Consider the following 12474-nt stretch of genomic DNA (forward strand, 5'->3'; position numbering starts at 1 on the left):
GTGAAAATCCATGAAATCCGCCAACATTCCCGGGGGACCCAACAACAAGGCAGCACAGAGGTTCGAGACGCTTCAGCTCCATGTCGGCCAGGAGCAGCCCGATCCCGCCACCGACTCCAGGGCGGTCCCGATCTATCTGACGACGTCGTACGTGTTCAGGGACTCCCAGCACGCCGCCGACCGTTTCGGTCTGAAGGACGCCGGCAACATCTACGGTCGTCTGACCAACACGACCCAGGAGGTGTTCGAGAAAAGGATAGCCGCCCTCGAAGGAGGCACGGCCGCTCTGGCCGTGGCATCCGGCGCGGCGGCGGTCACCTACGCCATATTGAACATCACCCGTTCCGGCGACAACATAGTCTCTTCGAAGACGATCTACGGCGGTACATACAACCTGTTCGAACATACTCTCGCAGACTACGGCATCCATACCCGGTTCGTCGATCAGGACGACCTCGATGCTGTAGAGAAGGCCATCGACGGGAACACCAAGGCGGTGTTCGTCGAGACGCTCGGCAACCCCAACAGCGGCATCGCGGACTTCGAGGGGATCTCCGAGATCGCCCACAGGCACGGTGTCCCCCTCATAGTGGACAACACCTTCGCGACCCCCTATCTCCTGCGTCCTCTGGAGCACGGGGCGGACGTCGTCGTCGAGTCCGCGACCAAGTTCATCGGCGGGCACGGGACCGTGCTCGGAGGGGTGATCGTCGAGGGGGACGGGTTCGATTGGGGCAACGGCAAGTTCCCCGGACTCTCGGAGCCAAACCCCAGCTATCACGGCATCAGCTTCTGGAAGGCGCTCGGGAACACCGCTTTCGTCACCAGGATAAGGGCGATCCTCCTGCGCGACACCGGGTCTGCCATCTCTCCCGTGTCCGCGTTCGTGCTGCTCCAGGGGCTCGAGACCCTCTCGCTCCGTGTGGACAGGCATGTCGAGAACACCCTGAAGGTCATAGACTATCTGAGGAAGAACCCCAAGGTGAAGAGCGTCAGCCACCCGTCCCTCCCCGAGCATCCCAGTCACGCGCTCTATGAGAAGTACTTCCCTGACGGGGCCGGTTCGATATTCACCATCGAGATCGAGGGCGGGCAGGAGGAGGCGCACCGGTTCATAGACGGTCTGAAGCTGTTCTCGCTGCTGGCCAACGTGGCCGACGTGAAGTCGCTGGTCATCCACCCTGCGACGACCACCCATTCGCAGCTCAGCGATGACGAGCTCAGGGAACAGGGGATCACGAGGTCCACCATCAGGTTCTCCATAGGCACGGAGCATGCCGACGATATCATCGCCGACCTGGAGCAGGCTTTCGAGAGGATCTGAGGGGTACGTCTCCCGATTTTTTACCGGATTAATTCATACTAAAATGATAGAATAAATAGGATATGAGAGAAATGGCCACTAGGAAGACGATCTATCTGGACAACGCATCCACCTCCGCCGTCAGGATGGAGGTCCTGGACTCCATGCTCCCCTACTTCATCGAGGAGTTCGGGAACCCGGACTCCATCCATGCGATGGGAAAGCCCGGGCGGGATGCCGTGAAGAGGGCACGCGAGAGCCTTGCGAAGATGATCAACGCGGACCCCGACGAGATCTATATGACGTCCGGAGGTTCCGAGTCCAACAGCTGGGCGATAAGGTCGGCCGTCACAGGCCCCCGTGCCAAGGGGAGGCATGTGATAGTCTCCTCGATCGAGCATCACTCTATCATCAACGCCTGCGAGTACATCAGGAAGCTGGGGTTGGACGTGACGTATATCCCCGTGGACCCGAGCGGTCTCGTGGACCCGGCAGAGGTTGAGAGGGCGATCCGTCCGGACACCGCGATCATCTCCGTGATGACCGCCAACAACGAGATCGGCACGATCGAGCCGATCAAGGAGATCGGGGAGGTGGCCAGGAGGCACGGCGTCCTGTTCCACACCGACGCTGTCCAGGCATACGGTCAGGTGGACATAGACGTCCGGAGGGACAACATAGACCTCCTTAGCGCCAGCTCCCATAAGCTCGGAGGGCCGAAGGGGGTGGGGCTCCTCTACATCAGGAAGGGTGTCAGGCTGGACCCGCTCATCCATGGAGGGGAGCAGGAGCGCGGTATCCGCGGAGGCACGACCAACGTCCCGGGGGTTGTCGGGTTCGGCAAGGCCGCCGAACTCGCTCTGGCGGACATGGAGGAGCGCGCCGAGAAGGAGAGGACCCTGAGGGACCATCTCATAGGGAGGGTTCTGAACGAGATCCCCTACTCCCGTCTCAACGGGGATCGCGAGCGCCGCCTCCCTAGCAACGCGAACTTCAGCTTCGACCACATCGAGGGCGAGAGCATACTGATGTCGATGAACATGGCGGGAATATGCATCTCCACAGGCTCCGCATGCGCATCGGGGTCCTTGGACCCGTCCCATGTGCTGCTGGCACTGGGGCTGCCCCATGAGACCGCACACGGATCGCTGAGGTTCTCGATCCCGTCGGACACGACGATGGAGGACATCGACCACGCGGTCGATGTGCTGAGGGACACCGTCGAGAGGCTCAGGTCCCTCTCGCCGCTCTACGACGACTTCCTCAGGTCCCAGAAGGGGGAGGCGTGAGCATGTACGACGGGGAGTACAGCGACAAGGTGATCGACCACTTCACCAACCCCAGGAACGTCGGGGAGATCGAGAACGCGTCCGGAGTGGGGACCGTCGGCAACGCGAAGTGCGGGGACATCATGAGGATCTTCCTCGACATAGACGGGGACGGCATCATCAGGGATTGCAAGTTCAAGACGTTCGGCTGCGGGGCCGCGGTGGCCACCAGCAGCATGGCCACCGAGATGGTCAAGGGCAGGAGCGTCGAGGGCGCGCTACAATTGACGAACAAGGCCGTGATGGAGGCCCTGGACGGGCTGCCCCAGGTCAAGGTGCACTGCTCCCTCCTCGCGGAGGAGGCGGTCCACGCCGCCCTGTGGGACTACGCACAGAAGAACGGCATCGAGATCGAGGGGCTCAGGAAGCCCAAGGACGACATATACGACGAGGAGTGAGGAAAGTGATACACACGAGCGTGACCGAGCTGGTGGGGCACACGCCCCTGCTCGAACTGAGAAGGATGGAGAAGGAGAACGACGCGAAGGCGAGGGTCGTCGTCAAGCTCGAGCTGTTCAATCCCGCGGGAAGCGTCAAGGATAGGATCGCGAAGGGGATGATCGAGGCGGCCGAGAGGGAGGGGCTCCTGAAGGAGGGGTCCGTGATCGTAGAGCCCACGTCCGGCAACACCGGCATCGGTCTTGCATCGATCGCGGCGGCCAAGGGGTACAGGATCATATTGACCATGCCCGAGACCATGAGCGTCGAGCGCAGGAACATACTGAGGGCGTACGGTGCGGAGCTCGTCCTCACCGAGGGTGCGAAGGGGATGAAGGGCGCCATCGCCAAGGCGGAGGAGTTGGCCGCCGGGATCCCGGACAGCTTCCAGCCCGGACAGTTCATCAACAGGGTGAACCCGATCGTCCACAGGTCCACGACCGGACCCGAGATCTGGGAGGATTCCGATGGGAAGGTCGACATCTTCGTCGCAGGGGTCGGAACGGGCGGGACGGTCTCCGGTGTAGGACAGTTCCTGAAGTCCATGAACCCCGACCTGAAGGTCGTCGCCGTGGAGCCCGACGGGTCCCCCGTGCTCTCCGAGGGCCATGCGGGACCCCACAGGATACAGGGCATCGGCGCGGGGTTCGTCCCGGATGTGCTGGACACCGGGATCTACGACGAGGTCATCCGCGTGAGGGACGAGGATGCGTTCGAGACCGGACGTGCAGTCGCAAGGAAGGAGGGGGTCCTCGTCGGGATCTCGTCCGGGGCGGCCGTATGGGCCGCACTGCAGCTCGCGAGGAGGCCCGAGAACGAGGGCAAGACCATCGTCGCCCTCCTGGCCGACACCGGCGAGAGATACCTGTCCTCGCCCATGTTCGATCAGTGAGCATACGAAACACACATCTCGGGCCGTCCGATCCTCCTCGGACGGTCCGGGGATCATTTTCCGGATGCACTATCGGGTGGCCATCGCGGTCGGAACCGTCGGCCTGTCAGAGATAGAATCAGGGAAGGGCTCGCTCCATGGCGTTGTCGATGTGGATGATGCGCCTCTCCTTCCCGATGTCGATGAGGTCCTGGAGGGTCATGTTGTCGATGACGTCCAGGATGGCACCGTTCAGCTTCTCCCACAAGGGGAGGGTGAGGCAGTCCGCGCTTCTGGGGCAGTCGTCGGCGCCCTCCTCCACGCAGGACACGGGGCTGAGTTGTCCCTCGGTGACCCTGAGGACCTTCCCGACGGTGTAGTCCGAGGGCGTTCCGACGAGATAGTAGCCTCCCTGGGCCCCGCGAACGCTCTTGAGGAATCCTGCACGGGTCAGGAGCGCGCCGATCTGTTCCATGTACTTGAACGAGATGTCCTGCCTCTGGGACACGTCCTTGAAGCTCACGGGGCCCTCGCTGCTGTGCATGGAGATGTCCAGCATGATGCGGAGTGCATACCTTCCCCGTGTAGAGACCTTCATCGTCATGCCATATCATACCAATATTATATGAATTCTGCCGAGACGATCCCGGGGAAAGGCCACATCATATCGCATGAGCCAGACCGGCATGCGATACCTTAAGCGCAGGACACGGATTCACCTGTATGAAGGTCATCGTCAACGATTCCCGTATCGAGCTTCCGGAGGGATCCACCGCTCTCGATGCGGTGATGTCCATGGGTTTCGACACATCCCGCATAGCGGTGGAGATCGACGGCGAGATATGTCCGAGGGCCAGGCTGTCGGAGCGTGTCCTGAGGCACGGGGAGAGGATGGAGGTCGTGTCCTTCGTCGGAGGCGGACGATGTCCATCCAGAGCATCCTCGGAAATGTCCGCGTCGGCATCGCTGGGCTCGGGGGGATGGGCTCCAACGTCGCGGTCATGCTCGTCCGTTCCGGGGTCAGGGACCTGGTCCTGGCCGATTTCGATGCTGTGGACAGGAGCAACATCGCCCGTCAGGCGTATCTTCCCAGGCACATAGGCATGCCGAAGGTCGAAGCCCTCTCGGAGATACTCAGGGAGATCGACCCGGACGTGCGTCTGGACATCCATGATACGAGGTTGGATCCCGACAACGCCTTTCCGGTGTTCAGGGGATGCACGATCGTCTGCGAGGCGTTCGACGACCCGGAACAGAAGTCCATGCTGACCGAGACCATCCTGTCCTCCTCGGACGATGTGGTGATGGTCGGGTGCTCCGGCATGGCAGGGTACGGCGACCCCAATGAGATCATCTCGTACAGGGCGCTGTCCAGGTTCTACGTCTGCGGCGACGGCATGTCCGATGTCTCCGACGGCGAGGGGCTCAACGTCGCACGCGTGTCCGTGTGCGCGGGACACATGGCATCCACGGTGATCCGTCTGCTCCTCGAGAGGGATGGCGACCGTCAGCGGATCGCATCCGACAGGCTGAGGATGAAACAGGAGGACACACCGATGTTCATCAAGGTCCCGCCAGAGCTGGTGGGAAGTATGATCAAGAAGGGGCAACAGAATGACTGACGAACTAATCATAGGTGGACACAGGTTCAATTCCAGGTTCATCCTGGGATCCGGGAAGTTCTCGCTAGACATGACCCGCAGGGTCATCGAGGAGGGCGGAGTGGAGATGGCGACCCTTGCGGTCAGGCGCGCAGGCGCCAAGGGCGAGGGCAACGTCCTGGACAGCATGCCCGAGGGTATCACCCTGCTCCCGAACACCTCCGGGGCAAGGAGCGCGGAGGAGGCGGTCCGCATAGCCAGGCTCGCGAGGGAGCTGGGATGCGGGGATTTCGTCAAGATCGAGATCATACGTGATTCCAAGTATCTCCTCCCGGACAACGGGGAGACGGTCAAGGCGGTTGGCATGCTGGCGGACGAGGGATTCATCCCCATGCCGTACATGATGCCGGACCTCACGGCCGCGAGGGACATGGCGGACGCAGGGGCGGCCGCGGTCATGCCCCTCGGAGCGCCCATCGGTACCAACCGCGGGCTTCTGACCCGGGATTTCGTTCGCATGATGGTGGAGGAGCTGGACGTGCCGGTCATCGTTGATGCGGGCATCGGTAAGCCTTCCCAGGCGTGCGAGGCGATGGAGATGGGATGTGCTGCCGTCATGGCGAACACCGCGGTGGCGACCGCCCGCGACGTGCCGGGCATGGCCCGCGCATTCAGGCTGGCGATCGAGGCCGGACGTCTGGCATACCTCTCGGGTACCGGAAGGGTACTGGAGGGGCGTGCGGAGGCATCCAGCCCCCTCACGGGATTCCTGGGGGGACAGGATTGAGGGACTACCTCCCCGGGATGGAGGTCATCGACTCGGACATCCGCGATGCGGTCCTGGGTGCAGGGGAGCGGTTCGACCCGTCCTCATACACGGAATCGGATGTACGCAGGGCCATACGCTCCGAGCCGTCCGTCGAGGGGTTCGCGGCCATGCTGTCGCCTGCGGCGGAGCCTCTCCTGGAGGAGATGGCCGCCCGCGCGAAGACCCTGACGAGGGACCACTTCGGGAACTCGGTCTGCATGTTCACGCCTCTGTACGTGTCCAACTACTGTGTGAACGGGTGCGTCTACTGCGGGTTCAACTGCAGGAACAGCATAGACCGTCTCAGACTCGACCTGGACTCGGTGGCCAGGGAGCTGGACGCGATAAAGGCCACGGGGCTGGAGGAGGTGCTGCTCCTGACCGGGGAGTCCCCGTCGAAATCGGATGTGCAGTACGTGTGCGACTGCGTGCGTCTGGCCGCCGAGAGGTTCGCCGTCGTCGGGATCGAGGTGTTCCCAATGAACACCGAGGACTACGAGCGGGTCCAGCAGGCGGGTGCGGACTATGTCACCGTCTTCCAGGAGACCTATGACCCGGAGAGGTACGACGAGCTGCATCCGACCGGTCCCAAGTCCGTCTTTTCGTATCGTTTCGACTCGCAGGAGCGCGCCCTCCGCGGAGGGATGCGCGGGGTCGCATTCGGAGCGTTGCTGGGCCTAGGGGACTTCAGGAGGGACGCGTTCTGCTGCGGACTGCATGCCTCGCTCGTGCAGAGGAGGTTCCCGGCGGCCGAGATCTCGATGTCCCTTCCGAGGCTCCGTCCCGCGGCGCATCTCGATCAGACCGCAGGGGTCACGGAGGCGCAGCTGCTCCAGGTGTCCCTGGCATACAGGATCTTCCTGCCGTTCGCCGGACAGACGATATCCACGAGGGAGCGCCCCGGGTTCAGGGACGGGATCGTGGGCCTGTCGGCCACCAAGATCTCCGCGGGAGTCAGCGTGGGGATAGGCGAGCACAGCAACTCCGGGCACGGAGAGGGTCAGTTCGTGATATCCGACCCGAGGGGCGTCGACGATGTCGTGGACGCGCTGAGGTCCAACGGGCTGCAGCCCGTGATGGCCGACTACGTGCGCACGGGATGCCGCCTATGATCGTCGTGACATCCAGGGCCCTCTGCGGGAGGCCGTTCCTGGAACAGATGGAGCTCATCGCGGAGGCCGGGCCGGAGATGGTGGTCCTGAGGGAGAAGGACCTCACCGTCGCGGAGTATCGCGATCTGGCATCGAGGTGTCTCGGGATCTGCGAGAGGCACGGTGTCCCGCTTTCGGTGAACACCCATGTGGAGGTAGCCAGGGACCTCGGGATAGGGAGGGTACATCTTCCGATGGGGGTGCTCCGCGGTACGGATGTCTCGGGGTTCGAACTGGTCGGAGCGTCGGTGCACTCGAAGGAGGAGGCCGTGGAGGCCGAGTCCCTGGGCGCGGACTACGTGATCGCAGGACACGTGTTCGCCACCGCCTGCAAGGATTCGGAGCCGAGGGGGCTGGCGTTCCTGAGGGACGTGTGCTCATCCGTGGATGTCCCGGTCTACGGGATAGGCGGCATCACTCCCGAGAACTGCGGGGATGCGATCTCCGCCGGTGCCCACGGTGTGGCGGTGATGTCCTCGATGATGGTCGCGGACGACCCATCGGGGCTGATCCTGAGATTCGCGGTCAACTCCGGGGTGCGATCTTCCGGGATGTCCGGTCGTGCATACCTGTGAGAAACACATCCCAGAGGACAAGGGCTCGCACCGAAGGCCGTCAGGCCTAATATCTCGTATGCGATGTCCCGGGCATGGACGAGGCAGTCTTCGACCGTGCATACGACTACATCCGCGGGCTCTTCGAGGGCGACAGCAGCGGTCACGACTTCTATCATTCCATGCGCGTCCACGACCTCGCCGTGAGGATATGTTCAGAGGAGGGCGGGGACGAGGACATCGTCCGCCTCGCCGCGATACTGCACGATGCGGACGACCGCAAGATCTTCAATACCGAGGATCACGCCAACGCCCGTCGCTTCATGACCTCCGAATCGATCCCGGATGACGTCCAGGAGACGGTCTGCAGGATAATCTCCCAGATCTCGTTCAAAGGTGTCGACTCGGTCGTCCCCGACACCCTCGAGGGCAGGATCGTCCAGGACGCGGACCGTATGGATGCCATCGGCGCGATAGGCATCGCCCGTGCGTTCGCATACGGCGGGAGCAAGGGGCGCGCGATGCACATCCCCGGAGAGGGGTTCAAGGCGGACATGGACGAGGCCGAGTACTTCGCCAACCGCGGCACGTCCGTGAACCACTTCTACGAGAAGTTGCTGCTCCTGAAGGACATGATGGGCACCCCTTCTGCGAAGAGGATGGCCCAGGCCCGTCACGACTACATGCTCGGCTTCCTGGACGAGTTCATGTCCGAGTGGGACGGCCGTCGCTGAGTCTTAAGGACGAAGCGGTTCTTGGAGAACTCGATAACACCGTCCCTCTGCATCCTGCCCAGTTCGGAGGACAGGGCACTGCGGTCCACACCGAGATGGTCCGCCATCTCCTGTCTGTTCATCGATAGGACGAACTCGTTGGACCCGGAGAGTCTGGCCTGGTCCGACAGCAGTGCGCAGACCTTGTCGCGGGTCGATCTCTTGGACATCTGGTCCAGCCTCCTGTTGAGGGAGAGGGAGCTCTCCGCAAGGACCTGGACGAGGTTCCTCACGAGCCTCGAATGGAATCTGCAGGACGTGGGGCACATCGTGGTCACCCTGGATATGTCGAAGAACATGACCTCCGACTGCTCCGGGGACACCACGCTGACATCCATGTTCTCCCCGCGCACGCATGCGTACTCGGTGCACAGGATGTCCCCGACGTTGCGGGTGGCCAGCAGGGTCCTGTTCCCCCACCAGTCCTGTTTGATTATCTCGACCTTCCCCTCCAGGACGATCCCCAGGGAGTCCGCGGAGTCCCCGCTCCTGAACAGGAACTCCCCCGGCCTGTATCTGTATCTCTCGGCTTCGAGGCATCTGCACATGGCCTCGATCTCCTCATCGGATATCCCACGGAACAGCCCCGTGTTCCGAAGTGTCTTGATCGCACCGCTCATATGTTGTATAAACAACACATCCATTATATAATCAACACATCGAAATGATTTCAGAATCGGTGATACGAATGACAGAGATGTTTTGTTTCCAGTGTGAGCAGACCGCCGGCGGGAGCGGTTGTACGGGTAAGGCAGGGGTCTGCGGCAAGACCTCCGAGGTGGCGATGCTCCAGGACGAGCTGACGGGAGCGCTCGTGGGACTGGCCAGGACGGTCGGGCCGTCCGAGGGCGTGTGCCCGATCGTGAGGAAGGCCCTCTTCGCCACTCTGACCAACGTGGACTTCGATGCAGACAGCATAAGGTCCATGATCTCGGACGTCAGGGGGATCTCCGGCGGAAGGAACGAGATCCGGATGTCGGATGTCTGGATCGCGCAGGAGGACATCCGTTCGTTGAAATCCCTCATACTTTTCGGGGTCCGCGGCATGGCCGCCTACGCATATCACGCGGAGGTCCTCGGCAGGACGGACGAGGAGGTCGATTCGACGATGTTCGAGGCATTGCGCGCCATAGGATCGGACATGGGTGCGGAGGGACTTCTCCCGGCAGTGATGGCTGTCGGGAAGGCGAACCTCGTGTGCATGGCCATGTTGGACTCAGCCAACACATCGAGGTTCGGTGTCCCTTCGCCGGTGACGGTCTCGCGCGATGTCGTCGCCGGTCCTGCGATAATCGTCACCGGACACGACCTGGAGGACCTGAAGGCCATCCTGGAGCAGACCGAGGGCAAGGGGATCTCCGTGTACACCCATGGGGAGATGCTCCCGGCACATGCGTATCCGGAGCTGAGGAGGTTCGACCATCTCAGAGGGAACTACGGTACCGCCTGGCAGAATCAGAGGAAGGAGCTCGACGGGGTGCCCGCAGCGGTCGTGTTCACCACCAATTGCATAGTGCCTCCCGCGCCCTCGTACAGGGACAGGGTGTTCACCACCGGTCCCGTCCAGTTCCCCGGCGCCTCCCACATAGGCGATGACAGGGACTTCTCGCCAGTCATAGAGAGGGCCCTGGAGCTGGGAGGGTTCGCGGAGGCCACGGACACGGGAGAGGTCCTCCACACGGGGTTCGGACACGGTTTCGTGCTCTCGGTGGCGGACAAGGTGATAGAGGCAGTGAGGTCCGGTCAGATCGGGCATTTCTTCCTGGTCGGAGGATGCGACGGTGCGAGGGCGGAGAGGAGCTACTTCAGGGACTTCGTGAAGGCAACCCCCTCCGATTCCGTCGTTCTGACCCTTGCATGCGGGAAGTACAGGTTCAACGACATGGACATGGGCACCGTGGCGGGACTCCCGCGCATGATGGACATGGGTCAGTGCAACGACGCATACGGGGCCATCAAGGTCGCGGTGGCGCTCTCCGAGGCGTTCGGATGCGGCGTCAACGAGCTTCCGTTGAACATGGTCCTGTCGTGGTACGAGCAGAAGGCGGTGTGCATACTGCTGACCCTCCTCCATCTAGGCATCAGGAACATCTATCTCGGGCCGTCCCTCCCGGCATTCCTGTCCCCTGCGGTACTGGACATCCTGGTGAAGGAGTACGACATCCATCCGATATCGGACCCGGAGGCGGACCTCAGGAACATGCTGAGCTGATCGATCATCCCGGCGGTTTCTACGGATTCCGTCGGGATGACAAACAATTTCGAAAAATATCTACGGATTTCGGGCGTTATGCGCGTCTCATTCCAGCGACTCTCGCAAAACCCTTAATACCGTCCGTCTGGTAAGGGCGCTCATGCGCATAACGATCGTAGGATGCGGTTCCATCGGGTCGAAGCTCGCCCGCGCCGCTGATGAGATTCCCGAGGTCAAGAGGATCTACCTCATGGACATGGAGAGGCCGCTCGCGGAGGACCTTGCAGCACAGCTGAAGAAGGCAATCGTGGTGGACAACGTGGAGGAGGAGCTGTATCACTGCGACCTGGTCATCGAGGCCGCCTCGCAGGTCGCCGCCAAGGACATAATCCCGAAGGTCGTGTCCAGAGGGGTGGACATGATGGTCATGTCCGTCGGGGCCCTGGTGGACGATGACTTCAGGAGCATGGTCAGGGCGAAGGCGAACCAGGCCGAGGCCAAGATCTTCATCCCGTCCGGTGCGATCTGCGGGACGGATGGTCTCCGTTCGTCTGCGGTCGGGAGGCTGGACGAGGTGGAGCTCATCACGATCAAGGGCCCGAAGAGCCTGGAGGGGGTCCCCTATATCATCGATCACGGCATCGACGTAGACAAGGTGAAGGAGCCTACCATCATCTTCTCCGGAACGGCCAGGGATGCGGTCAGGTTCTTCCCCAAGAACATCAACGTCGCCGCCACAGTGGCCCTTCTGGGCGTGGGGTTCGACAGGACCAAGGTCAAGATCGTCCTGGATCCCGCCACCCACAGCAACTCGCACGAGCTCAGGATCAAGGGAGAGTTCGGCGAGATGACCTGTCACACATACAACGTCCCGTCCCCGGACAATCCGAAGACCTCCTATCTCGCATCCCTCTCGGCCATATCCGCGTTGGAGAGGATCGTCGGGAACGAGTGGATCGGGATATGATCCCGGCGGTCCGGGGACGACCCGGACCGTCATCCAACCATTCATCACCCCATCTTCGGGTGTGTCTCTCGTCCCCATCATCTCTCCGCTTTTCCGTCCCAGGTTTCCTTTAGACATTGGGTGCAGATCCTTTCGAAGATGAACCCGAAGTCGTTCTCGTGGTCCTCAGCACCTTCCGGGCAGCGCCCCCTCTCTCTTCATCGGACACGGCATCGCCGATCAGGCTCATTTGACGATGGTAGAACGTCAGGAGATCACCATACAGCTCGTAGCGGGCGATCCTGCCCTCCATCCTATCGACGGGATATGACTTCCTCAGGGTCCCCGTGATTTTCAGGTCAGAGATGTATTTCGTCGCGACTTCGATGGATTTTCCGATCCTCGTGGCTATGTCCCCGGATTTGATGCATCTGTGTGATATGGTGCTGATTATGTCGCCGCAGGTGCGTGGATCGGTGACCTCCTGTATCACCAGGAGGTCCGGTT

Annotated in this window: 14 protein-coding genes and 1 pseudogene; 12 read left to right on the forward strand and 3 right to left on the reverse strand. The window is 61.9% G+C overall.

Translation table 11 applies throughout. The features are described 5' to 3' along the window. Window positions 1-10: 10 nt before the first annotated feature. From V5D86_RS04870 to cysK, 4 genes are all read left to right on the forward strand, one after another. On the forward strand, window positions 11-1324 hold the full coding sequence (locus V5D86_RS04870; protein WP_414595579.1) for an O-acetylhomoserine aminocarboxypropyltransferase/cysteine synthase family protein: 1314 nt from the start codon (window positions 11-13) through the stop codon (window positions 1322-1324). A gap of 71 nt (window positions 1325-1395) precedes the next feature. Continuing rightward, complete coding sequence (gene nifS / locus V5D86_RS04875) at window positions 1396-2592, forward strand: cysteine desulfurase NifS (protein ID WP_414595580.1); 1197 nt, start codon at window positions 1396-1398, stop codon at window positions 2590-2592. Between the two features lie 2 nt (window positions 2593-2594). Continuing rightward, a complete protein-coding gene (nifU, locus tag V5D86_RS04880; RefSeq protein WP_414595696.1) occupies window positions 2595-3029 on the forward strand; it encodes a Fe-S cluster assembly scaffold protein NifU in 435 nt (144 codons plus the stop codon). Window positions 3030-3034: 5 nt separating this feature from the next. After that, a complete protein-coding gene (gene cysK, locus V5D86_RS04885) occupies window positions 3035-3961 on the forward strand; it encodes a cysteine synthase A (protein ID WP_414595581.1) in 927 nt (308 codons plus the stop codon). A 118-nt stretch (window positions 3962-4079) separates the two neighbouring features. Here cysK and V5D86_RS04890 read toward each other — a convergent pair whose 3' ends face one another. Further along, window positions 4080-4538, reverse strand: a complete 459-nt coding sequence (locus V5D86_RS04890; RefSeq protein WP_414595582.1) for an RrF2 family transcriptional regulator — start codon at window positions 4536-4538, stop codon at window positions 4080-4082. A gap of 125 nt (window positions 4539-4663) precedes the next feature. On the opposite strand from V5D86_RS04890, the pseudogene thiS reads away from it, so the two are divergent. The 6 genes and pseudogenes from thiS to V5D86_RS04920 all read left to right on the forward strand — a co-directional run. Next, window positions 4664-4849, forward strand: a pseudogene (gene thiS, locus V5D86_RS04895) (sulfur carrier protein ThiS); the annotation flags it as partial. Then, a complete protein-coding gene (gene thiF / locus V5D86_RS04900) occupies window positions 4783-5562 on the forward strand; it encodes a sulfur carrier protein ThiS adenylyltransferase ThiF (protein WP_414595583.1) in 780 nt (259 codons plus the stop codon). The pseudogene thiS and the gene thiF, both read left to right, overlap by 67 nt. After that, the gene (locus tag V5D86_RS04905; RefSeq protein WP_414595584.1) at window positions 5555-6328 is read left to right on the forward strand and encodes a thiazole synthase; all 774 of its coding nucleotides are present in this window, start codon (window positions 5555-5557) and stop codon (window positions 6326-6328) included. The genes thiF and V5D86_RS04905 overlap by 8 nt, the downstream gene beginning before the upstream one ends. Before the next feature lie 17 nt (window positions 6329-6345). Next, window positions 6346-7461, forward strand: coding sequence for a 2-iminoacetate synthase ThiH (gene thiH, locus V5D86_RS04910; RefSeq protein ID WP_414595697.1), 1116 nt, complete (start codon window positions 6346-6348; stop codon window positions 7459-7461). Then, on the forward strand, window positions 7458-8075 hold the full coding sequence (locus tag V5D86_RS04915; RefSeq protein WP_414595585.1) for a thiamine phosphate synthase: 618 nt from the start codon (window positions 7458-7460) through the stop codon (window positions 8073-8075). The genes thiH and V5D86_RS04915 overlap by 4 nt, the downstream gene beginning before the upstream one ends. A gap of 74 nt (window positions 8076-8149) precedes the next feature. Beyond that, window positions 8150-8788, forward strand: coding sequence for an HD domain-containing protein (locus V5D86_RS04920; RefSeq protein WP_414595586.1), 639 nt, complete (start codon window positions 8150-8152; stop codon window positions 8786-8788). On the opposite strand, the gene V5D86_RS04925 is transcribed toward V5D86_RS04920, so the two are convergent. Then, window positions 8734-9447 carry a Crp/Fnr family transcriptional regulator gene (locus V5D86_RS04925; RefSeq protein ID WP_414595587.1) on the reverse strand — a complete coding sequence of 238 codons (714 nt, stop codon included), beginning with the start codon at window positions 9445-9447 and terminating at the stop codon, window positions 8734-8736. The genes V5D86_RS04920 and V5D86_RS04925 overlap by 55 nt on opposite strands. A 68-nt stretch (window positions 9448-9515) precedes the next feature. Here V5D86_RS04925 and hcp point away from each other — a divergent pair, with 68 nt between their 5' ends. Together hcp and V5D86_RS04935 are read left to right on the forward strand one after the other, a co-directional pair. Next, window positions 9516-11039 (forward strand): hydroxylamine reductase, encoded by a 1524-nt coding sequence (gene hcp, locus V5D86_RS04930; protein ID WP_414595588.1) that lies wholly within the window; start codon window positions 9516-9518, stop codon window positions 11037-11039. Between the two features lie 142 nt (window positions 11040-11181). Beyond that, the gene (locus V5D86_RS04935) at window positions 11182-11988 is read left to right on the forward strand and encodes an aspartate dehydrogenase (protein ID WP_414595589.1); all 807 of its coding nucleotides are present in this window, start codon (window positions 11182-11184) and stop codon (window positions 11986-11988) included. A 109-nt stretch (window positions 11989-12097) separates the two neighbouring features. Here V5D86_RS04935 and V5D86_RS04940 read toward each other — a convergent pair whose 3' ends face one another. Beyond that, complete coding sequence (locus V5D86_RS04940; protein ID WP_414595590.1) at window positions 12098-12460, reverse strand: hypothetical protein; 363 nt, start codon at window positions 12458-12460, stop codon at window positions 12098-12100. Window positions 12461-12474: the final 14 nt, after the last annotated feature.

This window comes from Candidatus Methanoprimaticola sp. MG2 (genome assembly GCF_047501175.1).
GTDB lineage: Archaea > Thermoplasmatota > Thermoplasmata > Methanomassiliicoccales > Methanomethylophilaceae > Methanoprimaticola.